We start from the raw sequence: 26,342 nt of genomic DNA, 5'->3' as shown, positions 1-26,342 counted from the left end.
TATCGGCGGGATTCGATCAAAGCTTTAATTCGAGGAGTGCAAAATGCCCGAACCCCGGTCCTTGACGCTTGGCGCTGATCCGCAGGGCAACGCCGTCGCCCAGGCCATGAAACTGGCCAACCGCCACGGCCTGATCGCCGGCGCTACCGGCACTGGCAAGACGGTGACCCTGCAGCATCTGGCGGAGGTCTTCAGCGATGCCGGCGTGGCGGTGTTCGCGGCGGATATCAAGGGTGATCTCTGCGGCCTTGGCGCGGCGGGAAATCCCCAGGGCAAGGTGGCCGAACGCATCGCATCCATGCCCTGGCTGGGCCACCGGCCCCAGGCCTACCCGGTCACCCTCTGGGACGTTGCCGGACAGACCGGCCATCCGCTGCGCACCACCCTCAGTGAAATGGGGCCGCTGCTGCTGGGTAACCTGCTGGAGCTGACCGACAGCCAGCAGGCCGCGCTCTATGCCGCCTTCCAGGTCGCCGACCGCGAAGGCCTGCTGTTGCTCGACCTGAAGGATCTCAAGGCGCTGCTCAATCACCTCAAGGATCATCCGGAGCTGCTTGGAGAAGACCGCGCCCTGTTCGCCGGCGCTTCCGCCCAGGCCCTGCTGCGGCGCCTGGCTACCCTGGAACAGCAGGGGGCCGAGTCGCTGTTCGGTGAACCGGCCCTGCAACTGGAAGATATCCTCCAGCCCGACCGCGACGGCCGTGGCCGCATCCACCTGCTGGATGCCAGCCGCCTGGTCCACGAAGCGCCCAAGGTCTATGCCACCTTCCTGCTCTGGCTGCTGGCGGAGCTCTTCGAGCAACTGCCCGAACGCGGCGATGCCGACAAGCCAGTGCTGGCACTGTTCTTCGACGAGGCGCACCTGCTCTTCAGCGGTACCCCGAAGGCATTGCAGGAACGCCTGGAACAGGTGGTGCGGTTGATCCGCTCCAAAGGTGTTGGCGTCTATTTCGTCACCCAGTCCCCCAGCGACCTGCCCGATGATGTGCTGGCCCAGCTCGGCCTGCGCATCCAGCACGGTCTGCGCGCCTTCACCGCGAAGGAGCAGAAGTCCCTGCGCGCAGTGGCCGATGGCTTCCGTCCCAACCCGGCTTTCGACACCCTGACCGTGCTCACCGAACTGGGGATTGGCGAAGCCCTGGTGGGCACCCTGGAAGAGAAAGGCACACCGGCCATGGTCCAGCGCGTGGCCATCGCTCCACCGCAGTCGCGCATTGGTCCGCTGAACGACAGCGAGCGCGCCGTGCTGGTACGCAGCTCACCCCAGGCCGGGCGTTACGACAAACCCATCGACCGTGAGTCCGCCTATGAAATGCTCACGGCTCGAAAGGCCCAGGCACCGGTCGAAGAACCCGAGCAGAAGAGCGGCAAGGCCGAGGCCAGCCAACCCGGCATGGGCGATTTGGCTGGTGAACTGCTGGGCACTTTTGCCAGCCAGGCGATGAAGACTGCGGTACGTCAGGCCGCCAACCAGCTTGGCCGGCAACTGGTGCGTGGATTGATGGGATCGCTGTTGGGAGGCAGCAAGCGCCGTTAAGGCGCGGCTACCTCTGTAGGGTCGATTTCAATCGACTTGCAGACCGAAGGTCTGCCTTGCCTTGGCGAATGAATTCGCCCCTACAGAAAAGTCAGGAACGAAAAAGGGCGCCCGAAGGCGCCCTTTTTCATGCTCGTCCAAATCAGACGATGAAGGTGATGGCCAGCCAGAAGAGGGCGGCGGACAACAGGATGGTGGTCGGGAGGGTGAGTACCCAGGCCATCAGGATGTTGCGCACGGTGCCGCCCTGCAGGCCGCTCTTGTTGGCGACCATGGTGCCGGCGACGCCGGAGGACAGTACGTGGGTGGTGGACACCGGCAGGCTGTAGATGTTGGCCATGCCGATGGCGCAGGCGGCGGTGATCTGCGCGCTCATGCCCTGTGCGTAGGTCATGCCGTGCTTGCCGATCTTCTCGCCGACGGTACGTACCACGCGCTTCCAGCCGACCATGGTGCCGATGCCGAGCGCCAGGGCTACGGCCAGGATCACCCAGAACGGGGCGTATTCGGTGGTGGCGGTCAGGTCCTTGCGCAGTTTCTCCAGGTCGGCCTTCTCGCGGGCCGGCAGTTCGGAGAGCTTGCCCACCTTCTTCGCGGTGTCGTCCAGGCAGAGCAGGTAGCGGCGGGCTTCGACGCGGCGCTCTTCGCTCAGGTCCTTGTAGTTGGAGACGCCGTCGAGGGTCTTCAGCAGGGCGGCGATGGTCGGCTCGGTCTGCTTCGGATCGCAGCGGTAGAGTTCCGGCATGTCGCTGCCATTGCTCTTGCCCAGGGCCAGCATCTCGCCAAGGGTATCAGTGTGGCGCTGGTAGAACTGGCTCAGGTGGACCGCGGCGTCGCGGGTACGCTCGATCTGGTAGGTGGTGCTGTTGAGGTCCAGTACGAACTTGGCCGGAACGATACCGATCAGTACCAGCATGATCAGGCCGATGCCTTTCTGACCGTCGTTGGAACCGTGCACGAAGCTCACGGCCATTGCGGAAATCACCAGCACGAGGCGGTTCCAGAAGGGCGGATGCTTCTTCTCGTCCAGCTCCTTACGGGTTTCCGGGGTCTTGTGCATCTTCGACAGCGGATACATCCACTTCAGGCCAAGCAGCAGCAGGGCTGCGACCATGAAGCCGGCGGCCGGGGAGAAGATCAGCGACAGGCCGATGTCGATGGCCTTGCCCCAGTTCACACCTTCGGCCAGCGGCACGTCGGTGAGCAGGGCGTTGGCCAGGCCGACGCCGAGGATGGAGCCGATCAGGGTATGGGAGCTGGAGGCCGGGATACCGAAGTACCAGGTGCCCAGGTTCCAGGCGATGGCCGCGGTCAGCAGGCTGAACACCATGGCCAGGCCGTGGCCGGTATTGACGTTGATCAGCAGCTCCACCGGCAGCAGGTGGACGATGGCGTAGGCCACACCGACACCGCCCAGCAGCACGCCAAGGAAGTTGAAGATCCCCGAAAGGATCACCGCCCGGTAGGGCGACATGGCCTTGGTGTAGATGACGGTGGCTACCGCGTTGGCGGTGTCATGGAAGCCGTTGATGAACTCGAAGGTCAGGACGAATGCCAGGGCGAGACAGAGGCTCAGCACCAGCCAGGCATCTAGCCCGCTGAAGAGATCGAACATGAAGGTTTTGTGACTGAGGTCATGAAGGGGCCGCGATTATGCCAGAAAACCGGTCGTCGCCCAGACCCTGACGCCGAGCGGTTTCCGACATTCCCTACTGAAGTTGTCGCAAATCAATACGATCGATTCTCCCGGCGGGCGGGGTGCGACAATCTGTCAGGGTTCCTCTCGCAACTCTTTCTCGATCTTTTCCAGCTCTCTTTCGAAGCTTTTGTCGAGCAGGCTGGGTTTTTTGCGCCAGGGCTTGCGTTCTGGGTCCCTTTGCGCGGCATAGGTAGTGATTTCGCCGCCGTATACGTCCTTGTAACGTTGCGCCTGGCGCTCGAGTTCGGCGCGCAGTTCGTCTTTCGTCACGTGGTTATTCCGTTTTTTTGATCAATGGTCATTAACTGAAACAGGCGATCTAGAGGCGTTGGCCTCTTTGGCGTCGGTCGCCCGATCGAGGCCGTTGGTCCGGCCTTCTTGTAGGTCAAAGTTCAGTTATCGCAACTAAATTGGACTTTCCTACGCACTGCAGAAAGTCCCTGCGAAATCTCCGGGATTGGAAGTCGATTTCCCTTAAAACCCCGAAAGAACGTTGCGAAGTATAACAAGGAATCGGGAAAGCTCCATTACAGAGAATTCCCGAGCGGCCGAACGATATCTACTCTTCGAATGTCAGGAGTTACCCAGAAGAGACCGGATAATCCTGCCAAGAGTTTCCATCGCCTGTTCGCTGGAGTTGCTCCAGGGATGACCAAAGTTGAGACGGGCGCAATGGCCGAAACGCCGTGTGGCGGAAAAAATCGGCCCCGGAGCGATGCTGATGCCCTGCGCTAGAGCGAGTTGGAACAGGCGCAGGGAGTCCACCTGCTCGGGGAATTCCAGCCAGAGGAAGTAGCCCCCTTCCGGGCGGCTGACGCGAGTTTCTTCGGGGAAGTGACGCGCCACGGCGGCGAGCATGGCGTTGCGCTGGCTCTCCAGGGCGTAGCGCAGTTTGCGCAGGTGACGGTCGTAGCCGCCGTGTTGCAGGTAGTCGGCGATGGCGGCCTGGGCCGGCACCGAAGCCGAGATGCTGGTCATCAGCTTCAGCCGCTCGATCTGCCCGGCGAAGCGCCCACCAGAGACCCAGCCAACCCGGTATCCAGGTGCCAGGCTCTTGGAGAAGGAACTGCAATGCATCACCAGGCCTTCGCTGTCGTAGGCCTTCACCGGCTTGGGGGCGTGCTGGCCGAAGTACAGCTCGGCATAGACGTCGTCCTCGATCATCGGCACCTGGTGTTTGGCCAGCAGCGCAGCCAGTTGGCGTTTCTTGTCTTCCGAAAGACTCGCCCCCAGCGGATTCTGGAAGTTGCTCATGAACCAGCAGGCCTTGATCGGCAATCGCTCCAGGCTGTCTTCCAGCACCTGCAGGTCGATGCCGTCGCGGGGGTGCACCGGAATTTCCACCGCCTTCAGCTTCAGGCGTTCGAGCACCTGGAGGCTGGCATAGAAGGCAGGCGCTTCGATGGCCACCAGATCACCTGGCCGGGCGACCACTTGCAGGCAGAGGTTGAGGGCCTCCAGTGCGCCGTTGCAGATCACCAGTTCCTCGATGGGCAGCGGCAGGCCGCCGACCATGTAGCGCAGGGCGATCTGCCGGCGCAGGGCATGGTTGCCCGGCGTCATGTCGGCCACCGTGGAGCGCGGGTCCATTTCCCGAACCGCGTGGGCCATGGAGCGGGCCAGGCGCTGCAGGGGGAAGAGTTCCGGGCTGGGGAAGGCCGAGCCGAAGGGCACGGTGTCCGGGTCCTTGATGGAACTCAGCACCGAGAACACCAGTTCGCTGACATCCACCTCGGTGGTGGCCGCTTCCCGTGGCCCCGGCTGGGGTTCGGGCAAGGGCCGGCGCACGTGTTCGCAGACGAAGTAGCCGGAGCGGGCGCGGGCGATGATCAGCCCGCGGCTTTCCAGCAGGTAATAAGCCTGGAACACGGTGGAAGCGCTGACGCCGTAGGTGCGGCTGGCGTGCCGCACCGAGGGTACTTTTTGACCCGGAGCAAGTACCCCGGTGCGGATCAGTTCGGCGATCTCGTCGGCGAATTTCTCGTAGCGCTTCATCTTTTCCTGGTTGGGCAGCGGCAAGGCGGTGCCCAACTCTAAGCGCTCGGCGCGAACGCCGCCATGATCCCGGCCCATGCTTCAGCGGCTCGGGCTGACGAAGGTGCTGCCGGCGCTGACCTCGGTATCCGGTTCATCCAGGCTGCGCACCACGAAGCGCAGCGGACGGGAACCGGCGGGGCCTTCGTCGTCGGTGAGCGCCACCGATACCGGCAGGGAGAGGATCTCGCCAGCGCCGATGCTGACCTCGTGCTCGCCTTGCAGGCGGAAGCCGGGGGCTTCCTCCAGCTCCACCACGTAACGCTGGTCGCGCTGGGTCTTGTTGATCAGCTTGAGGTTGTAGATGTTCTCGATCTCGCCGGCGGCGTTCTCGCGGAACATGCCACGGTCCTTGATCACGTCGACCGACAGTTGCGGACGGGTGGCACCCAGCCAGGCCAGGGCGAGGGTCATCAGCACGAGGGCGATGGCGTAGCCGATCAGTCGTGGGCGCAGCAGATTTGTCTTGCCGCCTTCCAGTGCGCGCTCGGAGCTGTAGCCCACCAGGCCTCGGGCGTAACCCATGCGGTCCATGATCGAGTCGCAGGCGTCGATGCAGGCGGCGCAGCCGATGCAGGCGATCTGCAGGCCATCGCGGATGTCGATACCGGTGGGGCAGACCTGCACGCACATCTGGCAATCGATGCAGTCGCCCAGGCCCTGGGCCTTCGGGTCGCTGCCCTTCTTGCGAGGACCACGGGATTCGCCGCGGGGTGCGTCGTAGGAGACGATCAGGGTGTCCTTGTCGAACATCACGCTCTGGAAGCGGGCGTAGGGGCACATGTGGATGCATACCTGCTCGCGCATCCAGCCTGCATTTATATAGGTGGCCCCGGCGAAGAAGATCACCCAGAACAGTGCGGTGCCGCCGATTTCCCAGGTGGCCAGGTTCGCCGCCAGGTCACGTACCGGGGTGAAGTAGCCGACGAAGGTGATGGCGGTGGCCAGGCTGATGGCCAGCCAGAGAACGTGCTTGGCGGAACGGCGCAGCAGCTTGTTGGCGCTCCAGGGCGCGGCCGCCAGCTTGATGCGCTGGTTGCGATCACCCTCGGTGACTTGCTCGCACCACATGAACATCCAGGTCCAGACGCTCTGCGGGCAGGTGTAGCCGCACCAGACGCGGCCGGCGAACACCGTGATGAAGAACAGGCCGAAGGCGCAGATGATCAGCAGCCCCGACAGCAGGATGAAATCCTGGGGCCAGAAGGTGGCGCCGAAAATGTAGAACTTGCTCTGTTCCAGGCTCCAGAGCACCGCCTGGCGACCGTCCCAGTCGAGCCAGACGGTACCGAAGAAGAGCAGGCACAGCAGGCCCGCACCGATGCGGCGCAGGTCGCGGAAGAGGCCGGTGAAGCGGCGCGTGTGGATAGGTCCGCTGGAGGCGGAAAGGGGTTTGTTGGCAATGGGGGGCAGGTTGGGTGTGACCTCGATGACCTGCGCCGGAATTCTCTCGCTCATGATCAGTGCCCATCAGGCTGTTACGGCGAGACGGACTATAGGAAGGCACTGATCGGCAAAACAGATTCAGATCAGACGGCAAAAACCATATCAGATGAGCCGTGATGGGCCGCCAGGCCGCAACACGCATGGCGTGGGCGCCTGGCGGTGGAATCCATGACAGCTGTGCGGCATCTGGTCGCGGGTCGTTGGGCGAGGCAAGCGGCTCTGATCCGGTCAGACGTGCCGCAGCACAGCGATCAGCGCAACATCGAGCCTATGGTGGCAACCGGCATGATGCAGGTGGGGTAAGCGGGCGGACAGTACTGGGTCGCGGCCAGGGGCTGCGGCAGGGGACGCATCAGCGCTGCGGTGTAGGCAGCACCGAAGGCGCAGACGGCAACGGCGAGGCACAGCTTTTCTCTTATTGTCATGGTCATTCCTCTGCAATGGAGGGACATCTTGTTGTGAAGCAAGACTAGGAACTGCTGCGACAAGCCGCCTCGTCCGAATGGACTAGATTCGGGACGACCTGCTGAGTGCCATGAACAGCGCGGCAATGGCGCGTGCTTCCTGCAACTCTCCCGAGGCCACCAGGGCTGGCAGCTGTGACAGGGGTACCTGCATGACCTCCAGGGGTTCCGGCTCATCGCCCGTGGCGGTGCAGGGCTGCAGGTCTTCGGCCAGCACCACGCGGCAGCTATGGCACAGGTGTCCGGGTGCCAGGGTCAGCACGCCCAGTTCACGGAGGTGCCCGGCGCGCAGGCCGACTTCCTCCATCAGTTCGCGATTGGCCGCCTGCAGCGTGGTTTCCCCAGGTTCGACCCCGCCCTTGGGCAGGCCCAGCACCCGCTGCTCCACGCCGACGGCGTACTCGCGAACCAGCAGCACGTGCTGTGGATCGACCAGGGCCACGACCAACACCGATTCATAGCCGGAGCCGCGCAGACGCTCGTAAACCCGCTGCTGGCCGTTGGCGAACTCCAGGTGCAGGGCTTCGATCTGGAACCAATCGCTCCTGGCGCGCAGTTCGGTCTTGAGGATGGTGGGCAGGCTGCGCATGGCGGGCTCCCGTGGCGGTTCCGCAAGAGGGTCGCGCGCAAAGGGATGTGGGGCATCGTCTGGATGGACTACGTCACCGGTGGACGCTCTAGGAGCCAGCTTGCTGGCGAACGGACGCGCGGGGGCTATTCGCGAGCAAGCTCGCTCCTACAAAAACAGCGCGGGCCGGGCCGCTCAGCCCAGCGTCGCAGTAGCTGTAGGAGCCAGCTTGCTGGCGAACGGCTGCGCGCTAGGGCTGTTCGCGAGCAAGCTCGCTCCTACAAAAACAGCGCGGGCCAGACGCTCAGCCCAGCGTCGCACCAGCTGTAGGAGCCAGCTTGCTGGCGAACGGTGGAGGGCAGACCAATCAGCCCAGTGTCGCCACGCTGCGCAGGATCAACCGCACCAGCATGGTCTGCCGAGTCACGCCGGTCTTGGAGAAGGTGGAGCGCAGGTGGGCCCGTGCGGTGTTGCGGCTGATGCCGAGGGCGTCGGAGGCCTCGTCCAGGGTCAGGCCGTTGGCCAGCAGCATCGCCAACTGGGCCTCGGCCGGCGTCAGGTCGAACAGCGCCTTGACGATTTCCTGGGGCGCGCTGGATTCCTGTTCCGGGTCGCTGATGAAGATGGCTACCGAGGGGCACTGCTTGCCCTCGTTCCAGGTGGCGGGCGGAATGGAGCGCACGATGATACCGAGGTCGGCACGGCCGGACGGACGCTGTACGCGCATGGCCTCCACCACCGACGGGTGGTTGCTTTTTTGCGACAGCAGGGCCTGCTTCACCAACTGGCGGAACAGCTGGCTGTCGCGCGGCGTGCCCACCTGCAGGGTGTCGTTGACTACCTTGATGCCGTCCTTTTCCTCCAGCAGGCGTTCGGCCAGACGGTTCTTCTGCAGCAACTTGCCGTCCTGGTCGAGGATGATGGTGCCCACCGCCAGCTGGTCCACGGCACCGGCATAGAGGTTGCGCTCGCTTTCCACCCGGTTCAGGTGCATGTGCAACTGCACCGCCTGCTCCAGGTGCGGCAGGAACAGGGTCAGCAGGTCTTTGTCAGACTGGGTGAAGGCCGGGTCCTGCTTGCCCCGGGAAATGCGGATACGACACTGTGCCCCATCGCTGGTGTTGATGTCGGCGCCGAGGATGTGGAACACGTCCACCGGCTCCATGAAGTTCTTGTAGAACTCCGAGTTCAGCCAGTCGCAGTCGGTGACGAACTCCGCCAGGGTGATCACCTGCCGGTTGGGCAGGCCAACGAAGGGGTCCAGGTTGTAGAAATGTTGGTTGTAGGAGTGCGTGACTTCGGCCGAGGCACCATCGGTATTGATGGTCAGGCCTTCAACGTGCTGGCTCGGTGGCCGCAGGATGAAGGTGGCATAGCGGGACGCAAGGCAGTGTTTGAGCTGATCGAGGAACGTAGTCCACGGAATGTTTTCCAGCGGCCCCTTGTAGAGGTCGCGGAGCATCCCGCTGAACTCGTCGAGCGTGAGTACGTGTGCCATGTCTGAAAGCTTTCTTATTTTTATGACTTGGGAAGATTCTTACAGACTCTTCAGCCTTATTTACAAGGCCAATCGTCTTCCGTCGATCGGTTGACGATTGGCAAGGAGCCGGCTTACGCCGGCTCTTTCACATCCAGGACAACAAAAGTGCGGGGCTCGCTGGCGGCGGCGCTCAGTTCAGCGATGTCGGTGTAGAACTGGTCGTACCACTTGCGCAGCTGGTAGACGGGGCCGTCGCCATCGCAGAGCAGCGGGTTGTCCACGCGGGTCTTGGTGTGCCAGATGGCCACGTCCTCGTAGAACGCATCCTGCGCCTGCTTCACGTAGGCCTTTGCCATCTCGCGGTTCTGCTCGTCAGTCAGCCCCGGTACCTTCTTGACCAGCACGCCGTAGCGCAAAGTGAAGCTGTCGAGGTCGATGGGCACATGGCAGTTGAGTAGGATCGAGTGGATTTCCACACCGCCCATGGCGCCGGTCATTTCGGTGATCTGGTAGGCCGGGCCGTAGTAGGTGGCCACCGTGGCCAGCTGGCTGTCGCCGGACAGGCGCGCACTGCCGCCGCGCATGTACTGGATTGCCAGGTGCTTGTCGAACTTGTTGCTGAAGTGGGTCAGCTCGGTGCCGTGCACCGAGTCGAAGTGCGCCATGTCGGCGACGTTATCGATCAGCTCGCGGCAGTTGGTGTCGATCTTCAGCTCGGCCACTTCCCACTCGGCCCATTCGTCGCTGAAGCAGGCATCGATACGTGGAATGGCCTGCTCCTCGATCGGCGGGTTGCCTTCCGGGTCGTTCCAGACGAACAGCAGATTGTTCTGCTCGGAAACCGGCCAGGACTTGATCTTCGCCCGCGGCGGAATGCGCTTGGCATAGGGGATGTCGTCGCAGATGCCGTCGGCGCGCCAGCGCCATTCATGGAAGGGGCAGCGGATCGCGTCGCCCTCGACGCAACCCTGGCTCAGGTCGGCCCCCATGTGCGGGCAGTAGCCGTCGAGGATGCGGATCTGCCCGTCCTCTCCGGCGAAGGCCACCAGGCGGGTGCCGAATACATCCAGGCGGTGGGCCTTGCCGTCACGGTACTGGCTGGCCAGGCCCAGGCAGTGCCAGCCACGCGCGTAACGGGGCTCCAGCTGCTTGGCTTCGATGCGGTGCAGGGTACTCATCTTCTTGTTCTCCCATCAGGGTTCTGGAGGGCTGCATCCGACTCAGGCAGACCGTTGCAGCGCGTGCACGGACCGGATTCTGCGGTGCCAGCATTTCCCGGCATCGTCTGATCGGACGATGGCCCTGGTTGGCGCCACGGTTTTACTGCGAGCAAGCGCAACAAACCGGCGCTGACATCAACCGAAGTGCGTCGCCCACGCCATTTGTCCCTGCCGGGCAAGACTGCTCCCAGGCGCGCCACTCAATTGGAAACTGACCTGGAGACACGCATGCGTGCAGTGGTGATCGAACGCCTCGGCGGAGCCGAAGTCCTGCAACTCAAGGAACTTGAGCGTCCACAACCCGGCCCCGGCGAAGTGCTGGTGCAAGTGGTGTGCGCCGGGGTGAACCCGGCGGACTGGAAATGCCGTGAGGGTTACCTGGGCGGCTTCCTCGACTATCGCTTTCCCTTCGTCCTCGGCTTCGACCTGGCTGGAACCGTAGCCGCGTTGGGCGAGGGCGTGGACGACCTGCCGTTGGGCAGCCGGGTGTTCGCCCAGAGTGATGTCGGCGCCGGCAAGTGGGGCTCCTACGCCGAGTACGCCTGCGTCTCCCGTGCCTCCCTGGTGTCGATGCCGGAGAACCTCGACTTCGCCGCTGCCGCCGCTGTGCCGACGCCAGCACTGGCGGCCTGGACCGGCCTGCTCGAAGAGGGCGCCCTGCGTCCCGGCCAGACCGTGCTGGTGCATGGCGGCGGCAGTGCGGTGGGCGGATTCGCCATTCAGTTCGCCCGCTGTGCCGGTGCGCGCATCGCCACCACCTGTAGCGCCGACAACGCCAGCCAGGCCCAGGCTTTGGGCGCCGAACTCGCCATCGACTACCGCGCCGGTGACATCCACGGAGCCCTGCGCCGATGGGCGCCGGAGGGCGTCGACCTGGTGCTCGACTGCATCGGCGGCGGCAGCCTGCCGAACGGGCTCGACCTGTTGCGGCCGGGCGGTGCGCTGGTCGCCATCCTCACCCTGGCGCCGGGCGACGCCGGCCCCGATCACGCCGAAGCGGCCCGACGCGGCCTGCGCACGGCGGTGGCCTACAGCCGCATGCCCAGCGGCGAATTGCTGGGGCGCATCGCCAGCCTGCTGGCCGCTGGCCGGGTGCGGCCGCCCGCGCTGGACCTGCTGCCCCTGAGTGACGTGGCCAGCGCCCACGATCGGCTCCAGCATGGGCACGCGCGACGCAAGCAGGTGCTGCAAGTCGCCGGCTGACCTCAAGCCTCGTCCGCTCGGACGATGGATAGACGGGCCGGAGCCGCTCTACTGGCGACCACTACAACAAGAGGCAGGAGCGTCAGCCATGCGTATCGAACAGGGCCAGGTGGCGGTGATCACCGGTGCGGCCGGCGGCATAGGCCGCGGCCTGGCGGAAGAAGGGGGCGCGAGGGGATTGCGCCTGGTATTGAGCGACGTCGACGGGCAGCGCCTGTCGGCCCTCACTGAACAACTGCAAGGGCAGGGCGTGGAGGTGGTGAGCCGGGTGGCCGACGTGGGCGATGCGGCCCAGGTGGATGCCCTGCGTGACCTGGCGGTGGAACGTTTCGGCGGTGTCGACCTGCTGTTCAACAACGCCGGCGTCCTGCAGACCGGCTTCAGTTGGGAGATCGGCGCCGACCGCTGGCAGCGCCTGCTGGACATCAACCTTGGCGGCGTGATCAACGGTATCCGCAGCTTCGTCCCCCTGCTGCTTGGCCAGCAGCGTCCGGCTCAGGTGGTCAACACCGCCTCCCTCGCCGGGCTGGTGTGCAGCCCCATGCTCGGCCCTTACACCGTCAGCAAGCAGGCGGTGGTGGCCCTGTCGGAAACCCTCCATTACGAACTGGCCGTGCTGCAGTCCCAGGTCCGTGTGGCCGTGCTCTGCCCGGGTCCGGTGGCCAGCGACATCATGAATTCCAACCAGGCCGCCGGTGGCGCCACCGGCCAGCTCGACGCGTTGCTTGACAGCAGCATCCGCCAGGGCATGGATCCGCGCGAACTGGCCCGCGAAGTCTTCGCCGGCATCGAGGCAGAGCGTTTCTGGCTGCTGCCCCACAAGAACTTCAAGCCGGCGCTGGAACGGCGCCTCACCAGCATCCTCGACGAGACCAATCCGGTCTTCCAGATGGCCGACGCATAAGGAGCGCCAGCATGTCACTCGACCCCCAGATCGCCGCTGTGCTCCAGCAATTCAGCGGCATGCCGCAACCGGACTACAGCCAGCTCGACCCCGTGCAGTACCGGCAGTTCTGCGACAACCTGATGCCGCCGATTCCCGGCGACCGCCTGTTCGAGGTGCGCAACCTCAAGCTGGCCGGTGCCGAGGGTGAACTGGATGCGCGCCTCTACCGCCCGGAAGACCGCAACGACCTGCCATTGCTGGTGTTCTTCCACGGCGGCGGTTTCGTCATCGGCAATATCGACACCCACGACAACCTCTGCCGCAGCCTCGCGCGCCTGTGCAACGCCGTGGTGGTTTCGGTGGCCTACCGCCTGGCTCCGGAGAGCCGCTTCCCGGCGGCGCCCCACGACTGCTATCGCGCCACCTGCGACCTGGTGGAGCGTGCCCGCGAACTGGGCTTTGACGCCAGCCGCCTGGCCGTGGCCGGGGACAGCGCCGGTGGCAACCTGGCCATCGCCGTGAGCCGCCTGGCGCAGATCCGCAAGGCCCCGCGTATCGCCTACCAGTGCCTGTTCTATCCGGCCACCGATGCCCGCTGTGACAGCGCGTCTCACGAAGCCTTTGCCGAAGGTTACTTCCTGACCCGCGAGCAGATGCGCTGGTTCTGGAGCCAGTACCTGCCCCGTGCCGAGCTGGTCGACGACGCCCTGGCCTCGCCCCTGCGTGCCGAAGACCTGGCCGGCTTGCCGCCAACCACCCTGATCAGTGCCGAATACGATCCGTTGCGCGACGAAGGCGAAGCCTTCGCCAAGCGTCTGCAACAGGCTGGCGTCAAGGTCCGCCTGGAACGCTGCGAGGGCATGATCCACGGCTTCATCAGCATGTCCGCATTCGTCGGCAAGGCCCAGTCCGCGCTGGAAGCGGCGGCTGCCGACCTGCGCCAGGCATTGAACTGAGGAAATGGACATGGACAGCCCGCAGCGACTGATCGAAGCCATGGCCAGTGGCGCCATGCTGGTGGTGACCGACGATGAAGGGGAAGGCGAAGGCTCGCTGGTGATTGCCGCCGGCCAGGCCGATGCCGCCGCCATCAACTTCATGGCCCGCGAGGCTCGCGGGCTGATCTGCCTTGCCCTGACCGAGGAGCGCTGCACGGCCCTCGGCCTGGAGCTCATGGTGCCCAACTCGCGTGCCCGCCACGGGATGGGCTTCACCCTGTCCATCGAAGCGCGAAGCGGGGTGTCCACCGGCATTTCCGCTGCTGACCGCGCCCGCACCGTTGCGGTCGCCGTGGACCCCGCCAGCAGCGCCGCTGACCTCGTCCAGCCTGGTCACATCTTCCCCCTGCGTGCCCAGCCTGGCGGCGTGATGCAGAGGGCCGGCCATGTGGAGGCGGCTTGCGATCTCGCTCGGCTCGCCGGCCTGATGCCGGCCGCCGTGCTGGTCAGTATTCTCGACGAGCAGGGCGAACCGGCTCGTGGCCAGGCGCTGCGTGATTTCGCCCAGCGCCACGGCCTGCCTGTGGGCAGCGTGGCCGACCTGATCCACTACCGCATCCTGCATGAAGGCACCATCCGCCGCTCCGGCGAGTACCCCATTCACACCCGTCACGGCGAGTTCCGCGTCATCACCTACCTGGACGACTACCAGGGGCAACTGCACCTGGCCCTGGTTCGTGGTGAGGTCCGCCGCGATCGGCCCACGCTGGTGCGGGTACAGGCGGCGGAGACCTTGCGCGACCTGCTCGACACCCACCCGAACCAGTGGAACCTCGACCGCTCCCTGGCGAAGGTGGCGGAGGAGGGCGCAGGCGTCGTGGTGCTGTTGGCGCACCAGGAAACCCCGGCGACGGTGATCGAGCAGCTCCAGCAAGGTTCGCAGAAGCTGCGTCCGCCCAGCTTCCCGCAGCGCACATTGGGCGTCGGTGCGCAGATCCTGCGCGATGTGGGTGTGCGCAAGATGCGCCTGTTGAGCTTTCCGGTGAGTTATAAGGCGGTGTCCGGCTTCGAGCTGGAGGTCGCTGAATTCGTCCCCTTCGACGCACGGGAGCCAGCATGAACCCGCAACTGGATACTTTGCTGCAACCGGCCCGCCTGGCCGGCCTTCAACTGCGCAACCGCCTGATCAAGACCGCCACCTTCGAAGGCATGTGCCCCGGCGGGATACCGGGCGACGACCTGATCCGCCATCACGCCGCCATGGCCCGAGGCGGTGTCGGTCTGACCACGGTGGCCTATTGCGGTGTCTCTCCGGATGGCCTGACCTTCCCTGACCAGATGTGGATGCATGCCGGCATCTTCCCGCAGTTGCAGCGCCTGGCCGCAGCGGTGCACGCCGAGGGTGGTGCCATCTCCGCCCAGCTCGCCCACTGCGGCTACTTCAGTCGCAATCGCCCGCGCAACATCCCACGGCCGCGTGGCCCAAGCGCCTGTATCAACCAGTACGGGCTGTTCTCCGGCATTCCCTTCGGCGGCGCCATGGGCATCGCCGACATCGGCCGTACCGTCGCCGAGTACGCTGCGGCGGCCAGCCTGGTCCGTGACGCGGGATTCGACGCCGTCGAAATCCACATGGGACATGGCTACCTGCTCAGCCAGTTCATCTCCCCGGCGCTGAACAAGCGTCGTGACGCCTATGGCGGCTCGCTGGAAAACCGCATGCGTCTGCCGCTGCAGGTGCTGGCGGCGGTGCGCGGCGCCGTGGGGCCGGATTTCCCGATCCTGGCCAAGCTCAACCTGAGCGATGGGTTCAAGGGCGGTCTGGACATAGAGGACGCCTGCCAGGCTGCGCGATTGCTGGAGCAGGCAGGGCTGGACGCCATCGTCATGAGCGGCGGGTTGGTCAGCCGCACGCCGATGTTCCTCTTCCGTGGTGACAGCCCGTTGCAGCAGATGGTGCCGCTGGAGAAGAACCCGTTGCAGCGCACGGCGATGAAATGGTTTGGCGGCGCGAGCTTCCCGGACCTGCCGTTCGAAGAACTCTACTTCCTCGAACTGGCCCGACAGATGCGCAAGGCAGTGTCCATGCCCCTGGTGTACCTGGGCGGCGTGGCCAGCGCCGAGGGTATGGCGCGAGCGGTGAACGAAGGCTTCGATTTCCTCGCCCTCGGCCGCGCCCTGCTCAACGACCCGCACCTGCCGCAACGCCTTCAGCACGAAGGCGCCACCTGGCGCAGCGCCTGCACCCATTGCAACCAGTGCGTGGCCAGCATGGGGCTGCCTGGGGGGATTCGCTGCGTGCTGAATCAGCCGGCGGTGTTTGCCTAGCTCGAATGCTCTTGTGGGAGCGAATTTATTCGCGAAGCAGAGCACGGCTCTGCCTCAGGGATTTGGGGCCGCTTCGCGGCCTTTCGCGAATGAATTCGCTCCTACAGGCGTTATCCACAACAACAAGGAACACCCATGACTCGTGAAGCATTCCCCGAAGGCGTCGCCCTGGTAGTGGGCGGCAGTGGTGGCATGGGCCAGGCAATCTGCGAGCGCCTGGCCGAAGCTGGCAGCGATGTCGTGCTCACCTACCACCGCAACGCTGAACGCGCGCAGTCCGTGGTCGGTGCCGTGATGGAACAGGGGTGCCGCGCCGAGGCGGTGCAACTGACCCTCGGCGATGAAGCGGGCGTTGCCGCAACGCTGCAAAAGCTCACCGCTGGCCGGCGCATTCACACCCTGGTGATCGCCTCCGGCTCTGACATCAGCCAGCCGCGCATCGGTGATCTCGACCTCGCGCAATGGAAGCGGGTGATCGACGCCGACCTCAACGGTTTCCTCAATCTGGTGCTGTGCCTGTTGCCGCACATGCGCGAACAGGGCGGTGGTTCGATCGTGCATATCAGCTCCGCCGGGCTGTTCCGCTGGCCGGAGGGCGATGTGCTGTCCGTGGCACCCAAAGCCGCCATCGAGTCGCTGATCCAGGGCATCGCCAAGGAAGAGGGCCGCCACGGCATCCGCGCCAACAGCGTGGCCATCGGCGTGATCGACGCCGGAATCTTCCACCGCCTCTGGGCCGACGGCACCTTCGACGAGCGGTGGAAGGATGCAGTGCAGGCCAAGCTGTGCATCAAGCGATGGGGCATGGCGGAAGAAGTGGCCGAAGCGGTGACCTTCCTGGCATCCCGCCGCGCCGGTTACACGACCGGGCAGATACTGGCGGTGGATGGGGGATACGGCGTCTGACGCACAAGGCGTGGGGTTCACCCGAACTTCGCTGGTGTATGTAAAGAGCGACATCCACCCTACGCACCATGCGCCTTTCGTAGGTTGTGGCTGAGCTACGCGAAGCCCAACGGTACGGACCTGATGCCGGGTAACGTTGGGCTTCGCTGCGCTCTGCGCCAACCTACGGGAGCTGCGAGGCGATATTGAGCTCCCCACGAACCCGCAACAAAAAGCCCCGCATTCGCGGGGCTCTTTTTTTAACCCTGAAAGCTTAGGGTTGCACGCCACCCAACATCAGCTTCGCCTGCGCCTGGACCAGCGCGGAGGCGGTGTAGTTGCCGTCGATGGGGGTGATCACGGCCTTGCCGAGAGACAGCTGGTAGGAGTCACCCTGCTTCTGTTCGGCGGTGGGGGCGGGCGGAGGGACGAGGTTCACCCGTACCACGCCGTCAGCGCCTTGCTGCGGCTGGAAGACCACGTTGCCCCAGTCGCTGATCGGCGCGAAGGCCACGCCTGTCACTTCACCCGACTCCAGCGCCGGGTAGTTGATGTTCAGCCCGGTGTTGCCCGGCAGGCCGATCACGTTGGTCTCGCAGTAGGGCTTGGCCTTGCCGTGGCTCTTATCGCAGATGCGCTTGGCTTCGGCGCCGATGGCGGCGGCGCGGTTGATCACGCGGACGGCGAAGCGTGCGGTGTCGTCCATTGCGTTGAGGGTTTTCTGGTAGCCGGCCTGCGGGTTCTGTGCGATCAGCTGCAGGTCGATGGCGGTAGACACGGCCACCGCCGGCACGCCCTTGAACATGGCGCGGACGGCTGCGTTCACGGTGCCGGACATCTGCGTCAGCGGGCCGACGTTGTCGCCGAAGTTGGTGCCGGAGACCACCAGGTCCGGGCGGTTGTCCTTGAGCAGCAGGTCGAGGCCGACGTTCACCGCGTCCACCGGGGTGCCGATGGCGGAGGTTTTGCCAGCCGGCGGGGTGTAGCCGGCGGGAGCGCCGACGCAGTACTTGTCCTGCGCCAGCTGGGTAATGGCGACAGCCTGGCCGGGCACCACAACGCTGGCGGCGCCGATGCCGCTGCTGTCGTTCTGCGGCCCAACCAGGGTCACCTGGTGGCCGGCGGCGACCAGCGCCTGGTACACGGCGTCGATGCCGGGAGCGCGGCAGCCGTCGTCGTTGGTCAGAAGAATGTTCAGGGCACTGGCCTGGAGCGAAAGGGACAGGGCGGCCAGGCTGATGGCGGATTTCAACAGCGTGTGCGTCATCTCGTTTCCTCTATCGGAAGAAGGGAACCTTGGGTCGACTGCTGGCTGAACTAAGGCGGTTTGCAGCGGGACACAAAAAAGCGAGGCCCGGGGGCCTCGCTCGATCAGGGCGCTTATTTGCCCAGCTTTCGCAGGTTGGCGACGGAGAAGTAGTCAGCTTCGTAATCGCTGTTGTTCAGCTTCGCCGGCGGCTTGCCGTTGAGCAGGCGGTCGGTCAGGTAGGAGCCGGCGATCAGGTCGTGGAAGATCGCGACCCGGGCCTGGAAGCCTTGCAGGTCGTAGGCGTAGGCCGTGGTCTGCATGTTGCTGCGCCAGAGCTGGCCCTTGCCGTCGTAGTTGTCGGCCAGTACGGCGATCCAGGAGTCCTCGTCGATGTAGAGCACGCGCTTACCGTAGATGTGACGCTTGCCGGGCTTGAGCGTGGCCTCCAGGACCCAGACACGGTGCGGCTCATAACGCATGTACTCGGGGTTGACGTGGCCGTTGGTGGAAAGCAGGTTGTCGAGCTTCAGGCTCGGGTCGTCCAGCTTGTAGTTGTTGTACGGGATGTAGATTTCCTTCTTGCCTACCAGTTTCCACTCGTAGCGGTCCGGGGCGCCGTTGAACAGGCGGTCCTCGTCCATTACGCGGAAGCCACCGGCGCCGAACGGGGTGTCATAGGCAACGGTCGGTGCGCGCCGCACCCGGCGATTACCCGGCAGGTACTGCCAGGACTGCGACGGCGAGGCGATCGGGTCGGTGAAGGTATGGGCGAGGATGATCTCGCCTTTCTTGCGGGTCGGCTCCAGGGTCTGGACCAGGGCGTAGGCCTGCTGGCCACCGAAGGTTTCCACGGATTCCTTGGGTGAGTCCCATACCGAGAGGATCTTGTAGTCCATGGACTCCAGCGAGCGGGTGCCATTGGAGAGGGTCAGCGCCATGGTGTAGATGGCGTCTTCCTTCCAGGCACGGGCCGGCAGGTTGAGGTTCCACATCAGCTCGTAGCCGTTCTTCGGGATCGGGAAGGGCGAGGCGCCGATGGCGTTGATCACGCCGTTGCCGTCGCTGACCAACTCGGCACTGGTGGCGTTGGCGAGGGTGCGCTGCAGGACCCGGTCGGAGTAGCGGAAGTCGCGATGGCTCGGATAAACCGGGATCTTGAATGTGCTCTTGTAGCGCTGGAACAGTGCCTTCTGACCTTCGGTGAGCTTGTCGGCGTACTGCGCCATGTTATCGGCGGTGATCACGAACAGCGGCTTCTCATCGGCATAGGGGTCGCCATAGGCGGTGCCTGTACCTGCGTAGTTGACCTGGGGCGGAGCCCCCAGCCACTTGCCGCTCCAGGCAGGAATGCTTCCATCGGAGTTGCCGGCCTTTTCTGCCCCCATGGGGGTGAGGTCGTCGCCCAGGCGTTTGGCCTCTTCCGGGGTGACCTTGGCCAGGACCGGAGTGCTGGCGAGAGCGGCGGCGAGAACGCCGGCCAGGAGCGGGGTCTTGTTGTTAAGTTGCATCATGAGTCTCCTGCGGCAGTGGATCAGAAGCTGTACTTGACGTTGATTCCGAAGTTGTCGCGGTCCGCGAAGGGGGTGTCGCCGGCATCGCCGAGGAAGGCGTTGTAGCGAGCTTCCACTGTGAAGTTGTTGAGGTAGCGCCAGGTGGTGCCGACGCCCAGGCGATGGTCACCTTCACCCATGCCGAAGGTGCCCGGAATGGAAGAGTCGCCTCCCAGGTTCTGGCTGAAGATCAGGGGCACGGTCAGGTCCCAGCCGTTGAAGATGTTCAGGTACTCCAGGGACAGGTTGAGGGTGTAGCCCCAGGAGCTCTTGTCGAAATACAGCTTGTCGGTGTTCGGCGTGACCAGCGGGAAGGCACCGCCGAGACCATCCGGAACGAAAGCGGTGAAGCTGGGTGCCTTGTCGTTATCGAGCACCTCGTTGTAGCCCACCTCGCCAGTCAGGGTGGCGTTGTCGGCGAAGGGCGTGGTGCCGATGGAGTGGATGAACGACATCTGCGCCTGCATGGTTTCGGCGCGTACCGGGTGCGGCACCAGGCCGGTATCCACCAGCACCGGCTGACCGTCGCGATAGCTCACCTCGCCGCTGATGTTGGTGTCGCCGACCACGGTGGAGAAGCTCGCGCCGTAGAGGTCGATGTCCTCGAAGTACTTCACCCGGTAGTTGGCGGTGTTCCAGTCGGTGAGGAAGTCGATCTGCGGCGCCTTGTCATGGAAGCGCACGTAGTAGAGACCGAACTCGGTGTTGTTCAGCGATTCCGCCACGTAGTTCAGCGCCACGCCGTACTGGCCGCTGTCACTGGGGTTGTCGTCGTGCAGGCGGCGGGTGATGCCGAAGGCATCGGTGAAGCCGCCTTCATCGATCTGGTCGGAAACGGAGAAGAAGCTGCCGACGCCGTCGATCTCGGTTTTCTTCCACTCGTACTGGTAGTACGCCTGGAGGCTCAGCGCGTCGGTCAGGTCGATCTGGCCGAACACCTGGCCCACCGGCAGGAAGAGTTCCTTGAGTTCCACACCCGGGGTGTTGGCCTTGGTGGCATCCACCGGGGCCATGGCACCGGAAATGCCGTTGCCGATGAACAGGCTCTCGCCCCAGCTCACCACCTGGTCGCCAACGCGCAGGTTGAGGTTGTGGCCGCCCAGGTCCCAGGCGCCGTAGACGTAGTGGTCCAGCAGGCGCAGGTCATGACCGTGCTGGTCGATGGTGCCGTGAGGGAAGTGGTTGGCTTGCGAACACTGGCCGCCGGCGACGCAGTTGGAAGTGCCGGTGCCATTGTCGTTGCTGCGGTTGTAGACGTCGTCGTAGAACCCGCTGGCACGTACGAACAGGCCGAAGTCTTCCTTCCAGTTGAAGTTGGCCTCGGTGAGGAAGCTGGAGCGGTTGGTGATCAGGCTGCCCTTGTCGAAGGCGTTGTTGCCATCGTCGATGTTGGCGATAGCCGGGTTCGGGAAGCCATTGGACAGTGCATGGTCACGGGACTCGGTACGCCAGGCGAGGGCGTAGGTGAGGGTGGTGTCCCAGGAAATCTTCAGGTCATCGTTGGGCTGGAAAGCCAGCGCGTGGCTCTGCCCTGCCTGGCCAAGGGCGAGCCCCATGCAGGCAATGCGGATCGCGGAGTGAAGCGGCGCAAGGGGATGACCCTTTCTTGTTCTTATCATGATGTCGCTCTCGGCGTGTCTGGGCACAGCTCGGTCCGCCAGGCCCAAGATTGAGTTGAGTGTGGCGGGCTGACTATGTGGTCACCGAGGGGGCGCAACATCGTCCGAAAAGACTACGAGGTTTGTACGAATGCGGAGGGGTTGTCGGAACCTATTGCCGGGATGTCGTTTCCCGGCTCCTGTGGAATTTTCTTAGTCCCATCGGACGATGTTGGCGGTTGGGGGCGCACTGAGAATCCGGGCAATTGCGCACCACGAACAACAAAAAGGGAGCATGCCCGATGAGCGCGAACAGCCCGAAATGGGACCAAAGCTGCGACGTACTGGTGGTCGGATCCGGAGCCGGTGCCATGACCGCCGCGCTCAGGGCACACGACCTGGGATTGAAGGTGCTGGTGGTGGAGAAGAGCGACCGTTTCGGCGGCACCTCGGCCATCTCCGGCGGCGGAATCTGGATCCCCTGCAACCACCGCATTGCCGCGCTGGGCGGCCAAGACACGGCCGAAGAAGCCATCGCCTACATCCGCGCCGTGACCAACGGTGAGGTCGACGATGGCCGCATCGAGGCCTATGTCGAGCACGGCCACCGTGCCATCCAGTACCTGGAAATGAACTCGCGGGTACGCTTCGAGGCCCAGGCCGCTTACGCCGACTACTACCCGGAGGTGCCTGGCGGCAAGCCCGGCTATCGCTCCATGGACCCGGGGCCCTTCGATGCCCGCGAACTGGGCGAAGACTTCATGCGCCTGCGCGAACCCTCGCCGGGCACCCTGATGCTGGGGCGTATGACCATGACCATGAAGGAAGCCCGCGTGCTGCTCTGCCGTGGGCCGGGCTGGGTCGGCCTGACCATGAAGGTGATGTGGCGCTACTGGCGCGACCTGGGCTGGCGCCTGCGCTCGCGGCGCGACCGCTTCCTCACCCTGGGTAACGCCCTGGTGGCGGCGCTGCGGGTTTCGTTGAAGGATCGTGACGTAGCGCTGCAGCTTGAATGCCGGCTGGAAAAACTGGTGGAAGAGGGCGGCCGCATTGTGGGCGCCGAGTTGGTCCACCAGGGCCGTTCCCTGCGCGTGGAGACCCGTTGCGGTGTGATCCTCGGCGCGGGTGGCTTCGAGCGCAATCAGGCCATGCGCGCCCAGTACCACCCGGAACCGTCGCGCAGCGACTGGAGCGCCACGCCGCCGTTCAACACCGGTGATGCCATCCGCGCCGGACAGGCCTTGGGCGCGCGGACTGCGCTGATGGACCACAGCTGGTGGGCACCTACCACTCATGTGGAGGGCGAGGAAAAACAGCGCGCGCTGTTCGTCGAGCGCAACCTGCCGGGGTGCATCATGGTGAACTCGGCGGGCGAGCGCTTCGTCAACGAAGGCGCGCCCTACACCGACATCGTTTACGCGATGTACGGCAGCAACCGCGAGGGCGCCACCAGCGTGCCCTGCTGGCTGATCTTCGATGCTGACTATCGCCACAAATACCCCTGCGGTGCGCTGCTGCCGGGCTATGCCATGCCCGACAGCCGTGTGCCGGCGCACCTCAAGAGCTACTTCCACAAGGCCGACAGCCTGGTGGAGCTGGCGCGCGCCATTGGCGTCGATGAGGCCGGACTGATGCGTACCGTGGAGCGCTTCAACCCGATGGCCGAAGCCGGCAGCGACCTGGATTTCCACAAGGGCGATTCGCTATTCGACCGCTACTACGGCGACCCCAGCGTAACCCCCAACCCCTGTCTGGCACCGCTGGTGAAGGCGCCGTTCTATGCGGTGAAGGTGGATGCCGGCGACATCGGCACCAAGGGCGGTCTGCTCACCGACGTGCATGCCCGCGTGCTGCGCGAGGACGGCGCGCCCATCACCGGTCTCTACGCCATCGGCAACAGCGCCGCTTCCATGATGGGCCGCACCTACCCGGGGGCTGGCTCCACCATCGGCCCGGCCATGGTGTTCGGCTTCCGTGCAGCGGAAGACCTGCATGCCCAGCACGCCGCTGCTGCGACGGAAGGTAGCCGCAACGTGGCGCAGCCGGTCGACTGACGGACGGGGCCGCCGTGCGGCCCCCGGTGCACGTATTCCCCCCAACAGAAACAAAAAAGAGGAAGACGCGATGATCGATTTCACCGGCAAGACGGTGCTGGTCACCGGCGGTGGCGTGGGCATAGGCCGTGCCATGGTCGAAGCCTTCGCCCGCGCTGGCGCCCGGCTGGCAGTGGCGGAACGGGACGCCGAGCGCGCCGCGCAGGTGCGTGACTGGTTGGCCAGTTGCGGCGGTGAGGCGCTGGTGGTGGAAGCGGACGTGACCTGCAAGGAGCAGGTCGCCGTACTGGCTGAACGGATCGAGGCCCGTTTCGGTGGTCTCGACGTGCTGATCAACAACGTCGGCGACTCGCTGATGATCGCCAAACCGTTCGACGCATACAGCGATGACGATATCGATCGGCTTTACGCCGTCAACCTGGGGCACGTGTTCCGCGTGACCCGCACCATGCTGCCGCTGCTGCGCCGTCAGGGTGCGGGCGGCAGCATCATCAGCCTGTCGTCTATCGAGGCCTTCCGCGGCATTCCCAATTGCAGCGTCTACGCCGCCTTCAAGGCTGCCATCGGTGGTTTCACCAAGAGTCTGGCCCTGGAACTGGGCCCAGTGGGCATCCGCGTCAACCAGATCGCCCCTGAGTCCACCGAAACCCCGCAGCTGCCGATGTCCCTGATGATCGCGCCGGAACACGGTGCGCAACTGCCGAACTGGATTCCCCTGGGGCGATTCGGCCAGCCGGAAGACATGGCCGGCGCGGCACTTTTCCTGGCCAGTCCGCTTTCCGGCTGGGTGACCGGCACCACGTTGCACGTGGACGGCGGCGCCCTGGCTGCTGCGGGCTGGTACCGCGACCCGAAAGGCACCTGGACCAATGTTCCGGTAATCACGGGCAACGGTTTCAACTTCTAGAACCCCAGCTTTCGCTGATCGCAACAAGGAATTCCGAATGAACGCGAAGAACTCCAGAGTCGCCGTGGTCACTGGCGCCAGTCGTGGCGTCGGCAAGGGCATCGCCATCGCCCTGGGCGCAGCTGGCATGACCGTTTACCTCAGCGGCCGTTCCGCCACCCAGAGCAGCAGCCAGCTGCGTGGCCAGACCCTGCCCGGCAGCCTGGCGGAAACCGCCGAGGCGGTAACCCGCGCTGGCGGCCGTGGCATTGTCGTGGCCTGCGACCATCGTGACGACGAGCAGGTGCGCGAACTTTTTGCCCGCGTCGAGCGCGAGCAGGGACGCCTGGATCTGCTGGTGAACAACGCCACCTACATCCACGAAAACCTGATCGATCCGGGCCCCTTCTGGCAGAAGCCCCTGGATATGGTGGACATCCTCGATATCGGCCTGCGCTCGTCCTATGTCGCCAGCTACTTCGCCGCGCCGCTGCTGGTGAAGAACGGCCACGGCCTGATCGCTTTCGTCTCCTCCTTCGGTGCCGGCTGCTACATGCACGGCCCGGCCTACGGTGCGCAGAAGGCCGGCGTCGACAAGTTCGCCGCTGATATGGCCATCGACCTGGAAGACACCGGAGTCGCTGCGGTCTCGCTGTGGCTGGGTCCGCAGCGCACCGAACGCACCGCGATCGCCGGCGCCGAGCGTGCCGACCAGTACGAGGAATTCCTCGCCATGGCGGAGACCCCGGAGTTCAACGGCCGTGTGATCAACGCGCTGCTGAACGACCCGGAGCTGGCCGCACGTTCCGGACAGACGCTGATCACCGCCGAGCTCGCCGCCGGCTACGGCATCACTGAAGACGCCGGGCGGCAGCCGCCGTCCTACCGCGACATGCTCGGCGCACCGCGTGTGCAGCACCCCGCGCGGGTGATCTGAACCGACCATCGCCCGGGATGCTCCGGGCGCTTCAACCACGGGACTGGAAGGGTTCCATGCAGGAGTGAGGAAGTGATGAAGATTCTGGTGATTGGCGGGACCGGCCTGATCGGCGGCCATGCCGCGCTTTACCTCAAGGACCGCGGCCATGACGTGACCATTGCCGGGCGCAAACCAGCTGCAGCGGGCAGCGCACTCGCTGACCTGAAGCAGCTGCAGGGCGACTACGTCGCGGGTAGCTTCAGCCGTGATGACCTGGTCGGCTTCGACGCCCTGGTGTTTGCCGCCGGCAGTGATATCCGCCACGCGCCCCAGGGTGGTGACATCGACGCCCACTGGCAGCGGGCCAACGTCGAGGCCATTCCGCGTTTCTTCGAGCTGGCCCGCAGCGCGGGTGTCCGTCAGGCGGTGCTGGTGGGTAGCTTCTATCCCCAGGTGGCGCCGGAACTGATCGAGAGCATTCCCTACGTGCGGTCGCGCCATCTGTCGGATCAAGGCGTACGTGCGCTGTCCACGCCGGACTTCCGCGTGTGCAGCGTCAATGCGCCCTTCGTGGTTGGTGCGGTGGCGGGGCTGAAAGTCGACATGTTCGAGGCCTATACCCGTTACGCCGAGGGCAAGTTCGCGCCGTTGCCGTTCTTCGGTCCGGCCGGTGGCAGCAACTTCATCTCCACCCGCTCGCTGTCCCAGGCGATCCTCGGGGCGCTGCTCCATGGCGAGTCGGGCAAGGCCTATCTGGTGGGGGACGAGAACCTCAGCTACGCGGAATACTTCGAGACCTTCCTGCGCGCCGTCGGCAACGACGCCGAGGTGCCGTCGCTGGACCAGGAGCATCCGCTGCTGCCAGACATGGCGCTCTACACCGGGCGCGGCAATACCGTCAGCTACGAGCCGGATACCGCCGAAACCGCGCTGTTAGGGTATGTGCGCAACGACATCCAGCGGGCGGTGAACGAGGTGGTGGCGCAGTATCGGGGGTGATGGTCTGACACGGTCCTCTCCCCAAAGAGGGGAGAGGGGCCGGGGGTTAGGGAAGCACCGGCGGGTGCGGACCCCGGCAACCGCACAAACCTGCCAATTCACAGGGAACGAAAAAGGCCCGCTTTCGCGGGCCTTTCTGCATCCATTGTCCCGTCCTGAATAAGGTTTACACCTTTGCCCTTATTTTCAGGAGAGCTCCATGGCAGAAGGTGTACGACGTAGCCAGCGCGATTACACACAGGCTTTTAAATTGGCGGTGGTCGATCAGGTCGAAAAAGGCGAAATGAGTTACAAGGAAGCTCAGGCCCGTTATGGCATCCAGGGCCGGTCGACGGTGTTGGTGTGGTTACGCAAGCATGGTCGGCAGGATTGGAGCCAGGGGGCGTCCATTCGTACGTC

Annotated in this window: 23 protein-coding genes; 12 read left to right on the top strand and 11 right to left on the bottom strand. The window is 64.7% G+C overall.

Annotated elements, in window-relative coordinates; translation table 11 throughout:
• Positions 1 to 43: 43 nt before the first annotated feature.
• Entirely contained in the window at positions 44 to 1,537 is a 1,494-nt protein-coding gene (locus E8E91_RS01360) for a helicase HerA-like domain-containing protein (protein WP_280374292.1), read from the top strand.
• Positions 1,538 to 1,679: 142 nt separating this feature from the next.
• Here E8E91_RS01360 and E8E91_RS01355 read toward each other — a convergent pair whose 3' ends face one another.
• From E8E91_RS01355 to E8E91_RS01320, 8 genes are all read right to left on the bottom strand, one after another.
• Positions 1,680 to 3,152 carry an inorganic phosphate transporter gene (locus E8E91_RS01355; protein ID WP_280374291.1) on the bottom strand — a complete coding sequence of 491 codons (1,473 nt, stop codon included), beginning with the start codon at positions 3,150 to 3,152 and terminating at the stop codon, positions 1,680 to 1,682.
• Between the two features lie 156 nt (positions 3,153 to 3,308).
• A complete protein-coding gene (locus E8E91_RS01350; protein ID WP_151132120.1) occupies positions 3,309 to 3,506 on the bottom strand; it encodes a hypothetical protein in 198 nt (65 codons plus the stop codon).
• Positions 3,507 to 3,809: 303 nt separating this feature from the next.
• Entirely contained in the window at positions 3,810 to 5,231 is a 1,422-nt protein-coding gene (gene mapR, locus E8E91_RS01345; RefSeq protein ID WP_280374435.1) for a GntR family transcriptional regulator MpaR, read from the bottom strand.
• Between the two features lie 81 nt (positions 5,232 to 5,312).
• Positions 5,313 to 6,728 (bottom strand): cytochrome c oxidase accessory protein CcoG, encoded by a 1,416-nt coding sequence (ccoG, locus tag E8E91_RS01340; RefSeq protein ID WP_280374290.1) that lies wholly within the window; start codon positions 6,726 to 6,728, stop codon positions 5,313 to 5,315.
• A gap of 239 nt (positions 6,729 to 6,967) precedes the next feature.
• Positions 6,968 to 7,141 carry a hypothetical protein gene (locus tag E8E91_RS01335; protein ID WP_178119272.1) on the bottom strand — a complete coding sequence of 58 codons (174 nt, stop codon included), beginning with the start codon at positions 7,139 to 7,141 and terminating at the stop codon, positions 6,968 to 6,970.
• An 82-nt stretch (positions 7,142 to 7,223) separates the two neighbouring features.
• Entirely contained in the window at positions 7,224 to 7,769 is a 546-nt protein-coding gene (gene nudE / locus E8E91_RS01330) for an ADP compounds hydrolase NudE (protein WP_280372062.1), read from the bottom strand.
• 346 nt (positions 7,770 to 8,115) lie between these two features.
• Positions 8,116 to 9,246, bottom strand: a complete 1,131-nt coding sequence (locus E8E91_RS01325) for a helix-turn-helix transcriptional regulator (RefSeq protein WP_280374289.1) — start codon at positions 9,244 to 9,246, stop codon at positions 8,116 to 8,118.
• Between the two features lie 113 nt (positions 9,247 to 9,359).
• Positions 9,360 to 10,406: a Rieske 2Fe-2S domain-containing protein gene (locus E8E91_RS01320; RefSeq protein ID WP_280374288.1), complete on the bottom strand. Its 1,047-nt coding sequence runs from the start codon at positions 10,404 to 10,406 to the stop codon at positions 9,360 to 9,362.
• Between the two features lie 270 nt (positions 10,407 to 10,676).
• On the opposite strand from E8E91_RS01320, the gene E8E91_RS01315 reads away from it, so the two are divergent.
• From E8E91_RS01315 to E8E91_RS01290, 6 genes are all read left to right on the top strand, one after another.
• A complete protein-coding gene (locus tag E8E91_RS01315) occupies positions 10,677 to 11,651 on the top strand; it encodes an NADP-dependent oxidoreductase (RefSeq protein WP_280374287.1) in 975 nt (324 codons plus the stop codon).
• 88 nt (positions 11,652 to 11,739) lie between these two features.
• The gene (locus tag E8E91_RS01310; protein WP_280374286.1) at positions 11,740 to 12,555 is read left to right on the top strand and encodes an SDR family NAD(P)-dependent oxidoreductase; all 816 of its coding nucleotides are present in this window, start codon (positions 11,740 to 11,742) and stop codon (positions 12,553 to 12,555) included.
• Between the two features lie 11 nt (positions 12,556 to 12,566).
• On the top strand, positions 12,567 to 13,493 hold the full coding sequence (locus E8E91_RS01305) for an alpha/beta hydrolase (RefSeq protein WP_280374285.1): 927 nt from the start codon (positions 12,567 to 12,569) through the stop codon (positions 13,491 to 13,493).
• Positions 13,494 to 13,503: 10 nt separating this feature from the next.
• Positions 13,504 to 14,595 carry a 3,4-dihydroxy-2-butanone-4-phosphate synthase gene (gene ribB / locus E8E91_RS01300; protein WP_280374284.1) on the top strand — a complete coding sequence of 364 codons (1,092 nt, stop codon included), beginning with the start codon at positions 13,504 to 13,506 and terminating at the stop codon, positions 14,593 to 14,595.
• Complete coding sequence (locus tag E8E91_RS01295) at positions 14,592 to 15,803, top strand: NADH:flavin oxidoreductase (RefSeq protein ID WP_280374283.1); 1,212 nt, start codon at positions 14,592 to 14,594, stop codon at positions 15,801 to 15,803. Before ribB ends, E8E91_RS01295 begins: the two co-directional genes overlap by 4 nt.
• A gap of 135 nt (positions 15,804 to 15,938) precedes the next feature.
• A complete protein-coding gene (locus E8E91_RS01290; RefSeq protein WP_280374282.1) occupies positions 15,939 to 16,709 on the top strand; it encodes an SDR family NAD(P)-dependent oxidoreductase in 771 nt (256 codons plus the stop codon).
• A gap of 253 nt (positions 16,710 to 16,962) precedes the next feature.
• Here the strand turns inward: E8E91_RS01290 and E8E91_RS01285 are convergent, their stop codons facing one another.
• The 3 genes from E8E91_RS01285 to E8E91_RS01275 form a co-directional block, all read right to left on the bottom strand.
• On the bottom strand, positions 16,963 to 17,955 hold the full coding sequence (locus tag E8E91_RS01285; RefSeq protein ID WP_280374281.1) for a 5'/3'-nucleotidase SurE: 993 nt from the start codon (positions 17,953 to 17,955) through the stop codon (positions 16,963 to 16,965).
• A 113-nt stretch (positions 17,956 to 18,068) separates the two neighbouring features.
• The gene (locus E8E91_RS01280) at positions 18,069 to 19,445 is read right to left on the bottom strand and encodes a DUF1329 domain-containing protein (RefSeq protein WP_280374280.1); all 1,377 of its coding nucleotides are present in this window, start codon (positions 19,443 to 19,445) and stop codon (positions 18,069 to 18,071) included.
• A gap of 23 nt (positions 19,446 to 19,468) precedes the next feature.
• The gene (locus E8E91_RS01275) at positions 19,469 to 21,106 is read right to left on the bottom strand and encodes a DUF1302 domain-containing protein (protein ID WP_280374279.1); all 1,638 of its coding nucleotides are present in this window, start codon (positions 21,104 to 21,106) and stop codon (positions 19,469 to 19,471) included.
• 281 nt (positions 21,107 to 21,387) lie between these two features.
• On the opposite strand from E8E91_RS01275, the gene E8E91_RS01270 reads away from it, so the two are divergent.
• From E8E91_RS01270 to E8E91_RS01250, 5 genes are all read left to right on the top strand, one after another.
• On the top strand, positions 21,388 to 23,139 hold the full coding sequence (locus E8E91_RS01270) for an FAD-binding protein (protein WP_280374278.1): 1,752 nt from the start codon (positions 21,388 to 21,390) through the stop codon (positions 23,137 to 23,139).
• A gap of 70 nt (positions 23,140 to 23,209) precedes the next feature.
• The gene (locus tag E8E91_RS01265; protein ID WP_280374277.1) at positions 23,210 to 24,046 is read left to right on the top strand and encodes an SDR family NAD(P)-dependent oxidoreductase; all 837 of its coding nucleotides are present in this window, start codon (positions 23,210 to 23,212) and stop codon (positions 24,044 to 24,046) included.
• Between the two features lie 37 nt (positions 24,047 to 24,083).
• The gene (locus tag E8E91_RS01260; RefSeq protein WP_151132138.1) at positions 24,084 to 24,962 is read left to right on the top strand and encodes an SDR family NAD(P)-dependent oxidoreductase; all 879 of its coding nucleotides are present in this window, start codon (positions 24,084 to 24,086) and stop codon (positions 24,960 to 24,962) included.
• Between the two features lie 75 nt (positions 24,963 to 25,037).
• Positions 25,038 to 25,943, top strand: coding sequence for an NAD(P)-dependent oxidoreductase (locus tag E8E91_RS01255; protein ID WP_280374434.1), 906 nt, complete (start codon positions 25,038 to 25,040; stop codon positions 25,941 to 25,943).
• A gap of 199 nt (positions 25,944 to 26,142) precedes the next feature.
• On the top strand, positions 26,143 to 26,342 hold a 200-nt coding region (locus E8E91_RS01250; protein WP_280374028.1), incomplete at its 3' end, for a helix-turn-helix domain-containing protein.

Origin of the sequence: Pseudomonas sp. BN515 (assembly GCF_029873155.1) — a bacterium.
In the GTDB taxonomy this organism is placed as follows: domain Bacteria; phylum Pseudomonadota; class Gammaproteobacteria; order Pseudomonadales; family Pseudomonadaceae; genus Metapseudomonas.
The sequence above is the reverse complement of the archived record's forward strand: the minus strand, read 5'-3'. Positions and strand labels throughout refer to the sequence as shown.